We start from the raw sequence: 16,029 nt of genomic DNA, 5'->3' as shown, positions 1-16,029 counted from the left end.
CGCCGGCGGGCCTGGTGCCGGTCCCGGTCGCTCTGCCGACCCCGGCCTCAGGACGGGGCGAGCAGGTACAGGTCCACCACGGGCACGACGCGCAGCCAGTCCTCCTCGCCGCGCTCGGCGGCCAGGGGCACGGCCCACTCCTCGACGACCGGACGGAGGTTCTCCCAGCTCGTCGGGTGCTCACGGGCGTAGTCGCGCAGCATCGCGGCCGCGCCGTCGGGGGCGCGGACGCCCGCGAGCGTCCGCACGTCGCGCCGACGCCCGGTGGAGACCAGCACGCGTGGCTCGGCGGCGAGGTTGCGGAGCCACTGGGACCGGGGGCCGAGTCCGCTGACCACGACCAGGTGGTCGTCGGCCGGGCGGGCGGAGACCTCCAGGACCACCTGCCGGGGTTTGCCGCTCGAGCGCCCGCGATGGGTCAGCAGGAGCATCCGGTCACCGAGGAGGAATCCCAGCCCGGCGCGGTACAGGTGGATCGGCGCGCGCACGAGCCAGCGGGTGCGCAGCAGGCGCGAGGCGAGTCCCATGGCGACCAACGTAGCGGCGCGTCCCGGCCGTCGCGACGGGCGGGTGGTCGCAGGGCCCGGCAGCCGCGACGGCCCGGCGAGCCGCCCGGCACGGACCTACAGTGTCAGCGTGCCCCCGCCCGCACCCCTCGACGAGGAGGTCGGCCGGCCCACCCCCTGGGCGGCCGACGTGGCCTCCGGCGCGGCCGCGGTGCTGCTCGTCGCGCTCGTGGCGGTCTCGGCGTCCCTCGCCGTCCGCGGCGCGGCCGGGCTGCGCGACACCCTCCAGGTGCTGGCGGGCGGGCTCGCGCTGGTCACCGCGGCGGCGGCGGTCGGGGTGACGGTGCGGCGCACGCACGAGGTCGCCGGTGGTGCGACGGCGGCGCCGCGCGCGGCCGCGTCCCCTGCCGGCCACGACGACCTGGTCCACGAGCGGCTGCGCGTCGCCGGCGACCTGCACGGCGTCGTCGGCCACCTGCTGGGGCTGGTGGACCTGCACGCGGACGTCGCGGCCGAGGCGGTCGGCCGGGACGACGACGGGGCCCGGACCGCGCTGCGGCACGTGCGCGGGGCGACGGCGGCGATGCGGCACGAGCTCCGCGCCACCGCGGCGCTGCTGGGCGACCGACCCGCGACGGACCCGACGGGCCGCGGCGCGCGGGGCGTCCTTCCCGCGGCGACCGGCCCGGCGGGGCTGTCGGCCCTGGTCGAGCCGGTGCGCTCCGCGGGCGTGCAGGTCACCACCCGGGTCGACGTCCCGACGGGCTCGATCGACGCGACGGTCGACGCCGCGGCCTACCGGATCGTCCAGGAGTGCGTGGCCGACGTGCTGCGCCGCGCGACAGCACGGCACGTGCTGGTGCGCCTCGCGGTCGCCGACCGCCGCCTGCGGATCACGGTGGCCGACGACGGCGCGAGACGGTCCGTCGTCGAGCGGTCCGTCGCGGGAGAGCCGGACCCGGCGGGCTGCGGGCCGCCGCAGGCCGTAGCGCGCGCGGTGCTGCTCGGCGGCACGGTGCAGGCGGGGCGGTCGGCCGACGGGGGGTTCGCGGTGACGGCCGTCCTGCCGGCCCGGCTCGCGGAGTGAGGAGGGCGGAGTGACCCGGGCAGGACCGGGATGGAAGGCTGGGGGCATGGATCTCGCACCGACGCGCGCCGACGTCGCCTACGCCGCCGACTCCCCCAGCCAGCGACTGGACGTGTGGCTGCCCGAGGACGCCCAGGACGGGCCCGAGCTGCCCGCCGTGCTGTTCGTGCACGGCGGCGGCTGGTACTACGGGTCGCGCACGATGGCGGCACCGAAGGTGGGGCCGCTGCTGGCCGGCGGGTTCGTGGTCGCCAGCCTGGACTACCGGCTCTCGGGCGAGGCGCCGTTCCCCGCGGCGGTCGAGGACGTGATCGCCGCCGTGCGGTTCCTGCAGGGGCTCCCCGAGGTGGACGAGCACCGCGTCGTGCTCTTCGGGGAGTCGGCGGGCGCGAACATCGCCTGCGTCGTCGGGGCGCTGGCGGACCAGGTGCCGCCGTGGCCGGCTGCGGGGTCCGGGGGGTCCGAGCACGACGACGGCACCCCGGTCCCGCGGGTCGCCGCGGTGGTCGACTGGTACGGGCCGACGGACTTCACCCTGATGGACTCCCACGCCGCCGAGATCGGCTGCGCGCCGAGCACGCACTCGGCGGACGACTCGCCGGAGTCGCGGTACGTCGGCTCTCCGCTGCGCACCGCCCCGGAGGCCGCGGCGCAGGCGGGGCCCCTGCCGCACCTGGCGTCGGCGGGCGACGCACCGCTGCCGGCGTTCGCGATCGCGCACGGCACGGCGGACTGCACGGTCGCGCCGGGGCAGGCCGAGCTGCTCGTCGACGCGCTGGAGCGGCGTGGGGACCGGCCGTGGGTCACCTGGCTGGAGGGCGCCGAGCACTCCGACGCCCGGTTCGACGCCGAGCTGCTGGCACCCACGATCGGGTGGCTCCGGGAGGTCCTGGCGCGCACCTGACCCCTCGGTACACCGATGCGTGTACCGATGCTACGGTCGGCAGGTGGCCACCCTGACGCACACCGACGCCCTCGCCCGGACCGCGCACGCCCTGGGCGACCCCACCCGGGCGCGCATCCTGCTCGAGCTGCGGCAGGCGCCGGCCTACCCGTCCGACCTCGCCGAACGGCTCGCCGTGTCCCGGCAGGTGATCTCCAACCAGCTCGCCTGCCTGCGCGGGTGCGGGCTCGTCACCACCCGCCCGCAGGGCCGCCGCACCGAGTACCGGCTCGCCGACCCGCGCCTCGCGCACGCCCTCGGCGACCTGCTCGACCTGACCCTCGTCGTCGACCCCGCCTGCTGCGGGCCGGACTGCACGTGCGCCGCCGGTCCCGCGCCGTCGGGCACCGTGCCGTCGGGCACCGCCGCCTGAGGCCGCCGATGCCCCACGACCACGCGCACGCGCACGAGACCCACCGCGGACGGCTCGCGACCGCCTTCGCGATCACCTCGACGGTGGTCCTCGCCCAGGTGGTCGGCGCATGGCTCACCGGGTCCCTCGCGCTGCTCGCCGACACGGTGCACCTGCTGGTGGACGCCTCCGGGCTGGCGATCGCGCTGTTCGCCGCGCACGTCTCGCGCCGGCCGCCCACGTCCCGGCGGACCTGGGGGCTGCGCCGGGTCGAGGTGCTCGCGGCCCTCGCGCAGGCCACCGTCCTGCTCGGCGTCGGGGTGTTCGTGCTCGTCGAGGCCGTGCAGCGGCTGCGACGACCGCCCGAGGTCCCCGGCGAGGAGCTGATCTGGTTCGGCGTCGTCGGGCTGGTGGGCAACCTGGCCGCGCTCGCCGTCCTCGCCGGCCGCCGCAGCGCGAGCCTCAACCTGCGTGCGGCGTTCCTCGAGGTGCTCAACGACGCGCTGGGATCCGTGGCCGTGATCGTCGCCGCCGTCGTCCTCACCACCACCGGCTGGCCGTACGCGGACACGGTCGCCGCCCTGGCCATCGGCGCGCTGATCCTGCCCCGCGCCCTGCGGCTCATGCGCGACACCGCCGCCGTGCTCCTGGAGTCCACGCCGCCGGGCCTGGACCTCGACGACGTGCGCCGCCACCTGCTCGAGGTCGAGCACGTGCGCGAGATCCACGACGTGCACGCCACCCTCGTCGCGACCGGGCTCCCCCAGCTCTCCGCCCACGTCGTCGTGGACACGGGGTGCTTCCGCGACGGGCACGCCGGGCGGATCCTCGACGAGCTGCAGGACTGCGTGCGGGACCACTTCGGCGTCGAGCACACGACGTTCCAGGTCGAGCCCGACACCCACCCGGAGCACGAGCACCCCACGCACGCGTGATCAGGGTGCCGACGCGCGCACCACGAGCTCGGGCGGGAAGACGACGTCGCGGGGGGCGCTGCCCGGCGTGCGGATCTCGTCCAGCAGCAGCCGCGCCGCCGCCCGGCCCATCTCCGCGATCGGCTGCCGGACCGTCGTCAGCGGGACCGACGCCCGCGCGGCGAAGGGGATGTCGTCGTACCCCAGCACGGCGACGTCCTCGGGGACCCGCAGCCCGCCGGCGAGCAGCGCGCCGACCAGCCCGATGGCGTGCAGGTCGTTCCCGGCGAACACGGCGTCGGGGCGCTCGTCGGCGTCCAGCGACGCGATCCACGTCCCGGTCTCCTCACCGACGGTGAGGTCCAGGTCCTCGGAGCGCACCACCTCCAGGTGCACCCCCTCGGCGGCGGCCACGACCTCGCGGCAGCCCTCCAGGCGCCGCGCGACCTGCCGCACGCCCTCGTGACCGGCGGCGAACAGGAGCCGACGGCGGCCCGAGTCGACCAGGTGCCGCGCCCCGAGCCGGCCACCCTCGCGGTGGTCCAGGCTGACCGAGGACAGCCGCCCGTCGGGGTCCTCGTGGTCCACGAGCACCACCGGCGTGCCCCGGTCGCGGCGGCGGCGCAACGGCTCGAGCTCGTCGTCGGTCGGGGTGACCACCACGCCGTCGAAGCGGAGCTGCTCGAACAGGGTGAGGAACTTCTCCTGCTGCACGGGCGACTCGTGGGACGACCCCACCACGACCGACAGCCCCGCGTCCTCGGCGACCTGCTCGACGGCGGTGGCCAGCCCCGCGAAGAACGGGTTGGAGGCGTTGACGACGCTCAGGCCGACGATGCCGCTGTGCTGGCGGCGCAGCTGCCGGGCCGGCATGTTCGGCACGAACCCCAGCGCGTCCACGGCCGCGCCCACGCGCTCCTTCATCCGGTCCGACAGCTTGTCGGGCCAGTTGAAGAAGTTGGAGACGGTCGCGGCCGACACCCCGGCGTGGCGAGCCACGTCGTGGATGGTCGCCGTCGGCTCAGGCATCGTCGATCACGGATCCAGACGTTAGCAGGACCCGGGCAGCGTTCCCTTGCTGGCGACGCACCCGGGAGCGGTGCTTTCCTGGTGTCATGGGCACCCGTCCCGGGACCGGCACGACGCATCCCGACGAACCGCACGCGGCGGCCGGCCTGGCGCAGCGTCTCAACTGGCTGCGCGCCGGCGTGCTGGGCGCCAACGACGGCATCGTGTCGGTGGCGGCCGTCGTCGTCGGCGTCGCCGCGGCGACCACGGCGCAGGCCGCGATCCTCACGGCGGGGCTCGCCGCGCTCGTCGGCGGGGCGATCTCCATGGCGCTGGGCGAGTACGTCTCGGTGTCGTCCCAGTCCGACACCGAGAAGGCACTCATCGCCAAGGAGCGCCACGAGCTGGCCACCATGCCGGACGAGGAGCTGGACGAGCTCACCGAGGCCTACCGGGACCGGGGACTCTCCGAGGAGACCGCACGTCGGGTGGCCGTCGAGCTGACCGAGCACGACGCCCTCGGGGCCCACCTGTCCACCGAGCTGAACCTCGCCGCCGACGACGTCGTCTCACCGTGGCACGCCGCGATCGCCTCGTTCGTCGCGTTCACCATCGGCGGCCTGCTGCCGTTCGTCACCGTGCTGCTGGTGCCGGAACCCGTCAGGGTGGTGGCGACCTTCGGCGCCGTCCTCGTCGCGCTGGCCCTGACCGGTGGCACGGCCGCCGTGCTCGGCGGCGCGCGCGTGGCCCGGGCGGTCCTGCGGGTCGTGGTCGGCGGCGCCCTGGCCCTCGGGGCGACCTTCGCCGTCGGGTCCCTGCTCGGCAGCACCGGCGTCGTCTGATCCGGTCGGCACCGCGCCCTGGCCGGCGTGGCGCCGGTGACGGCTCAGCAGCCGGGCGAGCAGCAGGATCCCCGCCGCCGCACCGGCACCGAGCAGGGTGAGCGCGATCCGCTCGAGGGCGCCGGTGGCCGGCGCGTCGCCCGCCGAGGTCCCGACCACCGTGAGCGTGAGGAAGATCGTGTAGACCCAGTACGGGGCGACCAGCGTGGTCACGACGCACCCCACCACGCCGACGACCACGACGGCCGACATCAGCCAGGGCGGTGCGCCCAGCGCGACCAGCATCACCACGGCGAGGCCGCCCACGACGGTGCCGCCTGCCCGGGCGACCGCACGATCGGTGATGTCACCTGTCCGCGGGACCATGACCATGTAGAACGTCAGCAGCAGCCACCACGAGTGGGTGTCGGGAAACCAGGTCATGGCCCACCAGGTCCCGACGGCCGTGACGAGGGTCAGGGCGACCACGTAGAACACGGACTCCGGGCCGGTCAGGGGATCGCGGCGGCGGCGGACGACACCGCGCGTGAGCAGCGTGAGGACCAGCGCTGTGACGAGCCCGCCGGCGAGCACCATGACGGCGAGCGGCCAGGCGCCGGCCAGCGCACGCGGGTCGGCGCCCCCGAGGGCCGGAGGCGCGACCGTCAGGGCGGCGATGCTCGCCGCAGCAGGCGCGCCGCCGGAGGTCCACGCGCGGCGGGCCGACCATCCCAGCGCCGCCGCGACGAGCGTCATGAGCACCACGGCGGTCCAGACCCGAGCGCCCGCCAACGGGGCGACGAGCGCGAGGACGCCGGTCAGCGCGGCGAGCGCCCACGCCCGGCGCAGCGAGGCGAACGCCGCGACGACGGTGGGCAGCATGCCCAGGAAGTACGGCGTCGACAGCTCCGGGGCGATGACGATCAGCACCACGAGGGGCGCGACGGCGAGCAGACCGGCGAGGAGCAGACGGCGTCGTGACGAGTCCATGCCGCCCAGCCTGACCAGACGCGGCCGAGCGCGCACGGTCAGGGCCAGCGACCGCGACGAGGTCTCACTGGTCGAGACTCCGTCACACGACGATGACGTGACCGTGACAGAAGCCCGCTACGGTGTCCCGCATGCATCGACCTGAGGTGGCGCCCGTCACACCACGCCCGGGTGTCGCGGAGCGGCTGTCCCGCCTGATCCAGCTCCCCACGGTCTCCGCCGAGCTGGAGCAGCGCGGGCCCGAGCCGTTCGAGGCCCTCGTGGAGCTGCTCGCCGAGCAGTACCCGCTGGTCCACGCCCACCTCGAGCGCGAGCGGATCGGCGACCTCGGGCTCCTGTACCGCTGGCCGGGACGCGGCGACGCCGACGACGGACCGCTGGTGCTCATGGCCCACTTCGACGTCGTCCCCGTCGACGCCTCCGACGACTGGACCTACCCGCCCTTCGAGGGTCGGATCGCCGACGGCTGGGTCCACGGACGCGGCGCGCTCGACGACAAGGGCCCCCTCGTCGTCGTCCTCGAGGCGGTCGAGAACCTGCTGGCCGCCGGCTTCACGCCGGCGCGGGACGTCTACCTCTCCTTCGGCGGCGACGAGGAGTGCCACGGTCCCTCCGCGGAGGCGATCGCCGCGACCCTCGAGGCGCGGGGCGTCGTACCGTGGCTGGTGCTCGACGAGGGCGGCGCCGTCGTCGACTCCCCGCTGCCGATGGTCTCCGGCACCGCCGCGATGGTCGGCGTCGGCGAGAAGGGCGTCCTCACCGCACGGCTGACCACGCGCGGCGACGGCGGGCACGCCTCCATGCCGCCGACCACGACGGCCGTGCGGCGGATCGCCCGCGCCGTCGAGCGCCTGGGACCGCGCACGTTCCCCGCACGCACCCCGCGGGCCGTGACCGAGATGCTGCGCCGGTTCTCCGAGCGGGCCACCGGCCCGGGTCGTGCCGCGCTGCGCGCGCTGGCCGCCGCCCCGGCCGCGACGGCCCAGGCGTTCGTCGCCCGCGGCGGGGAGACCGCCGCCCTCGTGCGGACCACCGTGGCCGCGACCATGCTCGACGGCGGCACCGCGGCGAACGTGCTGCCCTCGCGGGCGTCGGCCACCCTCAACCTGCGCATCGCCCTGGGCGAGACCGTCGGCGGCACCGTCGCACGGATCCGCCGCCGGATCGCCGACGAGCAGGTGGAGGTCGAGGTGGTCGAGGCGAGCGAGCCCTCGCCCGAGTCCCCCACCGACGACGACCGGTTCGCGCTGATCACCTCCGCCGTCGGCGTCTCCCACCCGGACGCCGCGACCGTGCCCTACGTCGTCTTCGCCGCGACGGACTCGCGGTACTTCCACCGGTTCTCGCCCGCGGTCTACCGGTTCGCGCCGCTCAAGATGTCGGCGGCGCAGCGCGCCACCATCCACGGTGTGGACGAACGGGTCGAGATCGCCGAGCTGGAGCGCGGCGAGGTCTTCCACCGCACGCTGCTGGAGCGTCTCGGATGAGCGCCCCGGGCAGGACCCGTGCCACCGGCCCGGCGTCCATGACCGTCGTCGTCGGCTTCCTCGCGTTCGTCGAGCTCACCAGCGGCGTCATCCAGGGCTACTACACGCCGCTGCTCACCGACGTCGCCCGCCACCTCGGCGTGCACGACGCCGACGTCAACTGGCTCGAGGGCAGCCAGCTCATGCTCTCCGCGCTCGTGGTCCCGGTCCTGGCCAAGCTCGGGGACATGGTCGGGCACCGCCGCATCCTGCTGTGGTCCACCGCCCTCACGGCGGCCGCCTCCCTGGCGCTGCCGTTCACCGACTCGTTCGCGGTGTTCCTCGTGGCCTGGGCGCTGCAGGGCTTCTACGTGGTGTGGCTGCCGCTGGAGATCGCGCTCGTCTGGCTGCGCACCCGCGACCTGCCGGACCGGTCGGCCACCACCGCCAAGGCTGCCGGCGTCCTGGTGGCCGCGCTGCAGACCGGGGCGATCGCCGGCGCGCTGGCCGGCGGTGCACTCGTGGACGTGCTGCCACTGTGGATCGTGCTCCTGGTCCCGGCGCTGATGGTGTGCGCGTGCTTCGTCGTGATCCTGCTCGGCGTCGCGGAGACCCCCGACCCGGTCGGCGGGCGGCTCGACACCCGCGGGCTCGTGCTCATCTCGCTGTCGCTGCTCGCCTTCACCGGTGGGCTGAGCCTGCTGCGGCTCGAGGGCGTCGCCTCACCGGTCGCGTGGGCCGCCGTCGCGCTCGGCCTGGCGGTGCTGTGGCCGTTCGTGCGCGCCGAGCTGCGTCACCCCGACCCGCTGATCGACGTGCGGATGTTCCGCTCCCCCGCGCTGGCCCCCGTGTTCCTCACCGCCGGGCTGTTCGGCGTCTCCGTGCTCGGCGCCCAGGCACCGCTGTCCACGTTCGCCCGCACCGACCCCCAGGTGTACGGGTACGGGCTGGGCACGTCCGGGTTCCAGACGTCGCTGCTCATCGGGGTTTACCTGATCGCCATGATCGTCGGGGCGCTGTGCTTCCCGCGGGTGGCGGCGCTGGTCTCGCCGCGGCTCACGCTGTTCGTCGCCGCCCTGTCCGTCGCGGTCGGGTTCGGCCTGTTCCTGCCGCTGCACGACACCTACGTCCAGGTCGCGACCAACATGGTGATCGTCGGGCTGGGGTCGGGCACGCTCGTCGCGGCCCTGCCCGCCGCGGCCGCCGCGGCGGCCCCGCCGACGCAGACCGGCGTGGCCACGGGACTGACCAACTCGGTCAAGACGGTCGGCGGGGCGATCGCCTCCTGCGTGTTCGGCATCGCGCTGCTCGGTGCGGCCGGGGCGAACGCCGCCGAGACCGTGACCGGCACGGCCGGCACCCTCGCGGGGTACATGACCGTGTGGATCGTGTGCGGCGGCACCGCCCTGGTCGCGGCCGCGCTGCTGCTCGTCGTCCCGAAGGAGGCGTTCACCGACCGGGCCGCGCACGCGCCGGCGGTCTGATCCGGTCGTCGCGGTCCACGGGACGGCGCCCGCCCTGGGTCAGTCGTCAGTCGCCGTCGCGGCGGTTCTCCAGCGCCTCCTTGAGCATGACGGCGGGCAGCAGGAAGGTGGCCAGCATCGTCACCAGCCAGACGATGATCGGCGCGATGATCCAGCCCTGCCAGCCGGCGATGTCCAGGCCCTCGGGGGCGACGAGCGTCGCGATGAGCAGCGCGACGTAGGTGCTGATCAGCCCGACGGCGCCGACGAGCGTCGGCGCGTTGTTGCGTGCCACCTTGGCCAGGAACGGCGACAGGATCGCCTGGGCGAGGGCGAAGATCACCACGGCGAGCACGAACGCCAGCGGGTTGCCCCACACGACGTCGAACGTCTGCCAGTCGAACGCGGAGAACAGCAGGTCGGTCAGCACGATGCCGATGGCGGCTCCGAGCAGGAAGATCACGGTGCGCGCGAGGAGTCTGATCATGCAGGCAGAGTGGCACAGACCACACCGACGCGCGCGCGATGCTCAGCATCTCCTCAACGCGTGATGACCTGCGTCGTCCCCGTCCTCGACCATAGGATGACGACAGGATCGTGACCGGGGGGAGAACGATGCGTGTCCTGGTGACCGGCGGAGCCGGCTATCTGGGCTGCCACGTCGTGCTCGCGCTGCTCACGGCCGGTCACGACGTGGACGTCGTCGACGACTTCACCCGCGGCACACCGGCCTCCCTCGCGCGGGTCGAGCACCTCGCCGGTCGTCACGTCACCACGCATGCCGCCGACGTCGCCGACATCGACGCCGTCGAGCGCATCTTCGCCACCGGTCGGTTCGACGCCGTGGTGCACCTGGCCGGGCTGCGGTCCACCGACGAGTGCCACGACCGCGTCCTGGACGCCTACGAGACCAACCTCGCCACCACGTTCGCGCTCCTGCGGTGCATGGCCTGGTACGGCGTCCAGCGCTTCGTGCTCTCCTCCTCGGCCGCGGTCTACGGCGGGTCCGACGACGGCACGCCCCTGGCCGAGTCCGCGCGCATCGTGCCGAGCTCGCCCCTCGGGCGCAGCATGGCCACCAACGAGCACCTCCTGACCGACCTCGCGGCCGCGGGCGCGGTCCGGGTCGCCGTCGTGCGCTGCTTCACCACCGCGGGCGCCCACCCCTCCGGCCGCATCGGCGAGCTCGCGAAGGTGCCGGGGGCCGGCCTCGTCGCCCGGATCGGCGAGGTCGTCGCCGGGCAGCGCCCCCACCTGGCCGTGCACGGCGGGGACCATCCCACGCACGACGGCACCCCGGTGCGCGACTTCGTGCACGTCGCCGACGCGGCCGAGGGTCACGTCGCCGCCCTCGAAGGGCTGGACGACACCTCGCGGGCCGTGACCACGTGGAACCTCGGCACCGGTGTGCCCACCAGCGTCCTCGACGTGCTGCGCCGCGTCGAGCGCGTGCTCGGCCGCGAGATCCCGCACCGGATCGTGGATGCCCCGGCCCGGACCGTGGCGAGCGTCGTGGCCGACGTGACGCGCACGACGACGGAGCTCGGGTGGGCGGCCCGCCGCACGCTGGACGACGTGGTCCGCGACCACTGGCGCTGGCACCAGAGCAACCCGCACGGCTACCCGCCCACCGTCACCCCGGAGACCCCGTGGCGCGGCGGCGTCGGGCACCGCCTGCGGCTGGTGCCCCCGCCCGCGGCCGTCAACCCGAACTGACGCCGCGACCTGGTCAGGACTTGGTGGCGCGGTAGAACTCCCGCGCGCCGGGGTGCAGCTCGATGGGGGCGGTGTAGATCGCCCGGTAGAGGTCGAGCACCGATGCGGCGCCGACGGTCTCGGTGAGCTGGCTGCGCGTCCCGAAGAGCAGCTCCACCAGCCCGTGGGCGACGTCGTCCGGCATGTCCGCGCCGACGAGGAGCACGTTGGGCACGGCGAGGGTGTCGACGTCCTCCGGCAGCCCGTAGGTCCCCTCGGGCACCCTCCCCGGCCGGTACTCGTGGCCGTGCTGCACGCGCAGCTCGTCGACGACCCGCTGCAGGGGCACCAGCCGCAGCTCCATCCGGTCCGACAGGTCGACGAGGCCGGGCGTGCTGAGCCCCCCGGACCAGAAGAACGCGTCGATGCGCCCGGCCTCCAACGCCTCGATCGACTCGGTGATCCCGAGCTCGACCGGCCGCAGGTCGGCGGCGTCCATCCCGGCCGCGGCGAGGACGCGGTGCGCGATGAGCGAGGTCCCCGACTCGCGCGCCCCGATCGAGACCCGCAGCCCCCGCAGGTCCTCGAGGGTCTCCACCGGGGAGTCGGCCGGGACCACGACGTGCTCGAAGTCGTCGTAGACGCGGGCCAGGGACCGCACGTCCATGGGCGCGTCGAACTCCCCCGTCCCGTCGACGGCGTCGCCGGCGGCGTCCGCGGCGCTGAACGCGATCTGCGCCGTCCCCTCGGCGAGCAGGTGCAGGTTCTCGATCGACCCGCCCGTCGAGAGCACCTCCACCTCGACACCGTGCCGCTCCTCGAGCTGCGCCGCGAGCGCCGTGCCGTACGCGTGGTAGATCCCCGTCGTCCCGCCGGTCGCGATCGTGACCGTCTCGGGGAGCTGCTCGGTCCAGGCGTCGTCGTCCGACGGCGAGCACGCGCCCAGGACGAGAACGGCCGGCAGCAGGGCGGCCACCGCCGCGACGAGCCTCCTCACGACGCCTCCTCCTGCCACGGCCGGACCTGCAGGCGGACGCGCAACCCGCCGTCGTCGGGCAGCTCGAGGCGCAGCGCGCCGCCCCCCGCCGCGAGCAGCTCGGACGCGATGGCCAGACCCAGGCCGGATCCCGTGACGGCGCTGTGCCCGGGACTGCGCCAGAAGCGCTCGGTCAGGTGGTCGAGCTCGTCGGCGGGCACCCCCGGGCCGTGGTCGCGGACCACGATCTCCGGCCCGTCGGTCCCCTCGCGGACGGCGACGTCCAGCGGGGTGCCGGCGGGCGCGAACTTCACCGCGTTGTCCACGACGGTGTCGAACGCGGTCTCCAGCGCCGTCGGGTCGACGGTGGCCCACACCTCCTCGTCCGGGGCGGTCACCCGGATCTCCCGGCCGATGCCGGCGGCACGGCGCGCCTCGACACGCCGCCCGGCGACGTCGACCAGGTCGACCGGCTGCGCGGAGCCCAGCGTGACGCCGTCGGCGAGCAGCAGCAGGGAGTCGAGGATCTGGGCCATGCGCAGCGCCTCGGCACGGACGTGCTCGACGTCGTCGGCGTGCTCGGACGGGACGGTCAGGGCCAGTGCCTCGACCCGCAGCATCAGCGCGTTGAGCGGGTTGCGCAGCTCGTGGGAGGCGTTGGCCACGAACTCCTGCTGGCGGTGCATGAGGTGCTCGACGCGCTCGGCCATGTCGTTGAACCGTTCGATGATCTGGCGCAGCTCGGGCGGGCCGGCCGACGGCGGGATGCGCTCGTCGAGCCGGCCGCCGCCCATGTTCGTCATGGCACGGTCCACCGCGCGCACCGGCCGCAGCACCCAGCCGGCCGTCCGGTCGGCGATCACCACGGCGACCATGGCCAGCACGGCGCCCGCCGCGAGCAGCAGCCCCCAGCTGTTCCACATGCTGCGCCGCACCGCGGAGGCGTCCGACGACGTCACGAGCGCACCGACGACGTCCCCGCCGTGGAACACGGGCTCGGCCAGGACGATCCGGTCGACCTCCCAGGGCCAGAAGCTCTGGCGCGGCTCGCTGGCGCGGCCGGCGACCGCGACCTCGCGTTCGGGCACGTCGGCCACGTCCAGGTCCACCGCGGCGAACTCCTCGCCGGCCTGGTCGACGACGGCGGTACCGACCCCGTACACCTCGGCGTACCGCTCGAGATCGACCGCGACGATGTCCGGGTCGTCCGCCAGGATCGCCTGCCGCGCCGAGATGACGAGGTAGTTGGCGTCCCGCGCCCGGTCGAGGAACGCCTCCTGCTGCTGGGCACGCGTGACGGTGCCGGCGTACAGGACACCGAGCAGCAGCAGGACCAGGGCGATGGGGACGAACAGCAGGGCTGCGAGCCGCGAGCGCATCTCAGCTCTGCCCGGCGACGCGGTACCCGACCCCGCGGACCGTCTCGACGACGTCGGGCCGGTCGATCTTGCGGCGCAGCGACGCGACGTGGACCTCCAGGGTCCTGCCCAGGCCCTTCCAGCTCGACCCCCAGACCTCCCGCAGGATCCGCTCGCGCGACAGCGCCGTCCCGCGGTGCCGCACCAGCAGGGCGAGCAGGTCGTACTCCTTGCGGGTCAGGGAGACGATCGCGCCGTCGTCGCGCCGCACCTGCCGCGCGGCGAGGTCGATCTCGACGCCGCCGACGTCGACCTGCGCGACGTCGGCCCGCCCGTCCCACTCACGCGGCCGCCCGCGCCGCAGCACCGCGTCGATCCGCGCGAGGACCTCGCGGATGTCGTACGGCTTGGTGACGTAGTCGTCGGCGCCGAGCTCCAGGCCACGGATGCGCGCCTCGAGCTGCGTGCGGGCGGTGACCATGATGATCGGGGTGTCGGAGACCTTGCGGATCCGGCGGCAGACCTCGAACCCGTCCATGTCCGGCAGGGCGAGGTCGAGCAGCACGAGGTCGGTCCGCGGCCCCAGGGCCGCGAGGGCGGAGGCGCCGTCGGCGGCCCGGGTCACCTCGTACCCGTGCTTGCCGAGCACGGCGACGAGCGCCCCGGCGACGTGCTCGTTGTCCTCCACGACCAGCAGCTGCACGCCCCCGACCGTAGCGGATGGAGGGGCCCGACCGGCAGGGGTGGCGCCGGTCGGGCCGTCACCCGGGCGTGACGGCGTCCATGAACCGCAGGCTCGCCGCGGAGATCTGCTGCCGGGCGTCGTCGTGGTCGATCGTGGGCGTGCCGTCACCGGGCTGCGGACCGTAGTCGCCGAAGAACGCGTGCACGGCGCCCTCGACCACGGTGAACGTGGTGCCCGCGGGCAGGTCGGCGCGCGAGTCCTCGATCGCGGCGGGAGTGGTGAGGCCGTCCTCGGAGCCGGAGACGGACGCCACCGCGGCGGTGAGGGTGTCGCTGACGTCGCCGGCCGGGTAGGAGGCGTGCAGCAGCAGGCCCGCGACCGGGGCGACGGCGTCCTCGTCCCCGCTCGTGCCCTCGTCGGACGCGTCGTCGTCGGCCTGCGTGGCAGCGACGACGCCACCCAGGGAGTGGCCGCCCAGCACCCACCGGTCGACCTCCGGGCGGGCGTCCCGCGCGTCGTCGAACGCGCCCGTGGCGAGGAAGCCGATCCCGAGGGGCTGCTGCACCACGACGACGGTGTGCCCCGCCTCCGCGAGCGGCCGCAGCACGGCGGCGTACGCGCGGGCCTCGACCTTGGCGCCCGGCTGGTACAGCAGCGCGGTCCCGCTGGGCTCTCCGGTGGGGGCGAGCTCGATCGTGGTGGCGGACTCGGTGACGGCGACGGCGTCGTCGGGCTCCAGCGCCGAGGGCGCCGGCTCCACGGCGTCGAAGGGCCGCAGCCAGGCGATCGCCGCGATCCACGCGACCGCCCCGACCAGGCCGACGACCCGCCGTGCCAGGTGCCACCCGGACACCGCGCCCCGGGGCAGGGTGCTGCGCCACAGCAGGGCGACCGCGGCGAACGTCGTCACCGCCAGCAGCACGCCGTACGCGGGATGCCCGTGGACGATCGCGCCCGAGGCGGTCAGGCACGCCCAGGCCACGACGGCGAGCGCGGCGGCGGCCAGGGCCCGGGTCGTCCAGGCCCACCGCGTCCCGTGGCGTCCGCCCGTGTCCGGGCGGTCGTGCTCGTCCGCGCGGTCGTCCTGTGCCGACATGCTCACCCGTCGACCGTGATGCCGAGGTTGGCGGCGAGCATCGGCGCCAGCAGCAGGAGCTGGTCGGCGGTGATCGTGGTCCCCCGCAGGGCGTCGGTGCCCACGAGCTCGGTCAGGTCGGCGCCGCGCAGGTCGACGTCGGACAGGGTGGAGGCCTGCACGTCGAGCCGGCGTACGCTCGTCCGCTCGAACGCCACCCGCGTGGCGCGCACCTGGACCAGGTCGAGCTCGTCGACCTGGCAGTCGGCGAACACCACGTCCTGCAGGGTCGCTCCGCGCAGGTTCACGTAGCCGAGCTTGCAGCCCACGAACCGCACCGACTGCCACTGCGACTCGTAGAGCTCGGCGGACCCGATGCGCGCGTCGGTCAGCCCGACGTCCCGCCAGCGCCCCCGGACTCCCTGCACGGACGGGACGTCCACGCGGGACATGGCCACCTCGGTCAGCGTGAGGTTTCGCAGGTCGGCCTCGGCGGCCCGCAGACCGTCCAGCCGGGAGGAGTACACCTGCGCGCCGCGGAGCTCGAGCCGGTCGACCTCGACGTCGGTGTGCTCCCTGCCCTCGAGATCGGCGCCGGGCGCGAGCTCGCTCGCGGGGCCGGGCTCGAGGTCGGCGGGCTCGACGGGGTCGACGACGGGCGGGGCGGGAGACTTCTGCGCTGGGGGCACG

Annotated in this window: 16 protein-coding genes and 1 pseudogene; 8 read left to right on the top strand and 9 right to left on the bottom strand. The window is 75.0% G+C overall.

The features are described 5' to 3' along the window. Positions 1-47 precede the first annotated feature (47 nt). Positions 48-527, bottom strand: coding sequence for a nitroreductase family deazaflavin-dependent oxidoreductase (locus HDG68_RS07820; RefSeq protein ID WP_172150884.1), 480 nt, complete (start codon positions 525-527; stop codon positions 48-50). Between the two features lie 109 nt (positions 528-636). Between HDG68_RS07820 and HDG68_RS07815 the strand changes: the two genes are divergently transcribed. The 4 genes from HDG68_RS07815 to HDG68_RS07800 are packed head-to-tail and all read left to right on the top strand — an operon-like array spanning position 637 to position 3,823. Next, positions 637-1,593 carry a histidine kinase gene (locus HDG68_RS07815; RefSeq protein ID WP_172150874.1) on the top strand — a complete coding sequence of 319 codons (957 nt, stop codon included), beginning with the start codon at positions 637-639 and terminating at the stop codon, positions 1,591-1,593. A gap of 46 nt (positions 1,594-1,639) precedes the next feature. Further along, entirely contained in the window at positions 1,640-2,497 is an 858-nt protein-coding gene (locus HDG68_RS07810) for an alpha/beta hydrolase (RefSeq protein WP_172150872.1), read from the top strand. Positions 2,498-2,540: 43 nt separating this feature from the next. Further along, positions 2,541-2,909 (top strand): metalloregulator ArsR/SmtB family transcription factor, encoded by a 369-nt coding sequence (locus HDG68_RS07805; protein ID WP_172150870.1) that lies wholly within the window; start codon positions 2,541-2,543, stop codon positions 2,907-2,909. 8 nt (positions 2,910-2,917) lie between these two features. Continuing rightward, on the top strand, positions 2,918-3,823 hold the full coding sequence (locus tag HDG68_RS07800; RefSeq protein WP_172150856.1) for a cation diffusion facilitator family transporter: 906 nt from the start codon (positions 2,918-2,920) through the stop codon (positions 3,821-3,823). Here the strand turns inward: HDG68_RS07800 and HDG68_RS07795 are convergent, their stop codons facing one another. After that, positions 3,824-4,801 carry a LacI family DNA-binding transcriptional regulator gene (locus tag HDG68_RS07795; protein ID WP_343037480.1) on the bottom strand — a complete coding sequence of 326 codons (978 nt, stop codon included), beginning with the start codon at positions 4,799-4,801 and terminating at the stop codon, positions 3,824-3,826. A gap of 116 nt (positions 4,802-4,917) precedes the next feature. Here HDG68_RS07795 and HDG68_RS07790 point away from each other — a divergent pair, with 116 nt between their 5' ends. Then, the gene (locus tag HDG68_RS07790) at positions 4,918-5,652 is read left to right on the top strand and encodes a VIT1/CCC1 transporter family protein (protein ID WP_172150852.1); all 735 of its coding nucleotides are present in this window, start codon (positions 4,918-4,920) and stop codon (positions 5,650-5,652) included. A gap of 87 nt (positions 5,653-5,739) precedes the next feature. On the opposite strand, the pseudogene HDG68_RS17005 reads toward HDG68_RS07790, so the two are convergent. Then, a pseudogene (locus tag HDG68_RS17005) lies at positions 5,740-6,075 on the bottom strand (FUSC family protein); the annotation flags it as partial. 677 nt (positions 6,076-6,752) lie between these two features. On the opposite strand from HDG68_RS17005, the gene HDG68_RS07785 reads away from it, so the two are divergent. Continuing rightward, the gene (locus HDG68_RS07785; protein ID WP_172150850.1) at positions 6,753-8,108 is read left to right on the top strand and encodes a M20/M25/M40 family metallo-hydrolase; all 1,356 of its coding nucleotides are present in this window, start codon (positions 6,753-6,755) and stop codon (positions 8,106-8,108) included. Next, a complete protein-coding gene (locus tag HDG68_RS07780; RefSeq protein WP_246253698.1) occupies positions 8,105-9,571 on the top strand; it encodes an MFS transporter in 1,467 nt (488 codons plus the stop codon). Before HDG68_RS07785 ends, HDG68_RS07780 begins: the two co-directional genes overlap by 4 nt. A gap of 46 nt (positions 9,572-9,617) precedes the next feature. Here HDG68_RS07780 and HDG68_RS07775 read toward each other — a convergent pair whose 3' ends face one another. Further along, positions 9,618-10,037 (bottom strand): hypothetical protein, encoded by a 420-nt coding sequence (locus HDG68_RS07775; RefSeq protein WP_172150848.1) that lies wholly within the window; start codon positions 10,035-10,037, stop codon positions 9,618-9,620. 128 nt (positions 10,038-10,165) lie between these two features. On the opposite strand from HDG68_RS07775, the gene galE reads away from it, so the two are divergent. Next, positions 10,166-11,266: a UDP-glucose 4-epimerase GalE gene (galE, locus tag HDG68_RS07770; RefSeq protein ID WP_172150846.1), complete on the top strand. Its 1,101-nt coding sequence runs from the start codon at positions 10,166-10,168 to the stop codon at positions 11,264-11,266. Between the two features lie 13 nt (positions 11,267-11,279). On the opposite strand, the gene HDG68_RS07765 is transcribed toward galE, so the two are convergent. The 5 genes from HDG68_RS07765 to HDG68_RS17540 are packed head-to-tail and all read right to left on the bottom strand — an operon-like array spanning position 11,280 to position 16,028. Beyond that, positions 11,280-12,242, bottom strand: a complete 963-nt coding sequence (locus HDG68_RS07765; RefSeq protein ID WP_172150844.1) for a TAXI family TRAP transporter solute-binding subunit — start codon at positions 12,240-12,242, stop codon at positions 11,280-11,282. Next, complete coding sequence (locus HDG68_RS07760; RefSeq protein ID WP_172150842.1) at positions 12,239-13,600, bottom strand: sensor histidine kinase; 1,362 nt, start codon at positions 13,598-13,600, stop codon at positions 12,239-12,241. The genes HDG68_RS07765 and HDG68_RS07760 overlap by 4 nt, the downstream gene beginning before the upstream one ends. Position 13,601: 1 nt before the next feature. After that, positions 13,602-14,282, bottom strand: a complete 681-nt coding sequence (locus HDG68_RS07755; RefSeq protein ID WP_172150840.1) for a response regulator — start codon at positions 14,280-14,282, stop codon at positions 13,602-13,604. Between the two features lie 58 nt (positions 14,283-14,340). Beyond that, positions 14,341-15,360 carry an alpha/beta hydrolase gene (locus HDG68_RS07750; RefSeq protein ID WP_246253747.1) on the bottom strand — a complete coding sequence of 340 codons (1,020 nt, stop codon included), beginning with the start codon at positions 15,358-15,360 and terminating at the stop codon, positions 14,341-14,343. Positions 15,361-15,362: 2 nt separating this feature from the next. Continuing rightward, on the bottom strand, positions 15,363-16,028 hold the full coding sequence (locus HDG68_RS17540; RefSeq protein WP_172150836.1) for a pentapeptide repeat-containing protein: 666 nt from the start codon (positions 16,026-16,028) through the stop codon (positions 15,363-15,365). Between the last annotated feature and the right edge of the window lies 1 nt (position 16,029).

Origin of the sequence: Isoptericola chiayiensis, assembly GCF_013149805.1 — a bacterium.
Lineage (GTDB): Bacteria > Actinomycetota > Actinomycetes > Actinomycetales > Cellulomonadaceae > Isoptericola > Isoptericola chiayiensis.
The sequence above is the reverse complement of the archived record's forward strand: the minus strand, read 5'-3'. Positions and strand labels throughout refer to the sequence as shown.

Coding starts and splice junctions, on each gene's coding strand:
- HDG68_RS07760 (WP_172150842.1), bottom strand. CDS start 13,600: ATGCGCTCGCGGCTCGCAGCCCTGCTGTTCGTCCCCATCGCCCTGGTC.
- HDG68_RS07810 (WP_172150872.1), top strand. CDS start 1,640: ATGGATCTCGCACCGACGCGCGCCGACGTCGCCTACGCCGCCGACTCC.
- HDG68_RS07790 (WP_172150852.1), top strand. CDS start 4,918: ATGGGCACCCGTCCCGGGACCGGCACGACGCATCCCGACGAACCGCAC.
- HDG68_RS07820 (WP_172150884.1), bottom strand. CDS start 527: ATGGGACTCGCCTCGCGCCTGCTGCGCACCCGCTGGCTCGTGCGCGCG.
- HDG68_RS07750 (WP_246253747.1), bottom strand. CDS start 15,360: ATGTCGGCACAGGACGACCGCGCGGACGAGCACGACCGCCCGGACACG.
- HDG68_RS07780 (WP_246253698.1), top strand. CDS start 8,105: ATGAGCGCCCCGGGCAGGACCCGTGCCACCGGCCCGGCGTCCATGACC.
- HDG68_RS07775 (WP_172150848.1), bottom strand. CDS start 10,037: ATGATCAGACTCCTCGCGCGCACCGTGATCTTCCTGCTCGGAGCCGCC.
- HDG68_RS07785 (WP_172150850.1), top strand. CDS start 6,753: ATGCATCGACCTGAGGTGGCGCCCGTCACACCACGCCCGGGTGTCGCG.
- galE (WP_172150846.1), top strand. CDS start 10,166: ATGCGTGTCCTGGTGACCGGCGGAGCCGGCTATCTGGGCTGCCACGTC.
- HDG68_RS07800 (WP_172150856.1), top strand. CDS start 2,918: ATGCCCCACGACCACGCGCACGCGCACGAGACCCACCGCGGACGGCTC.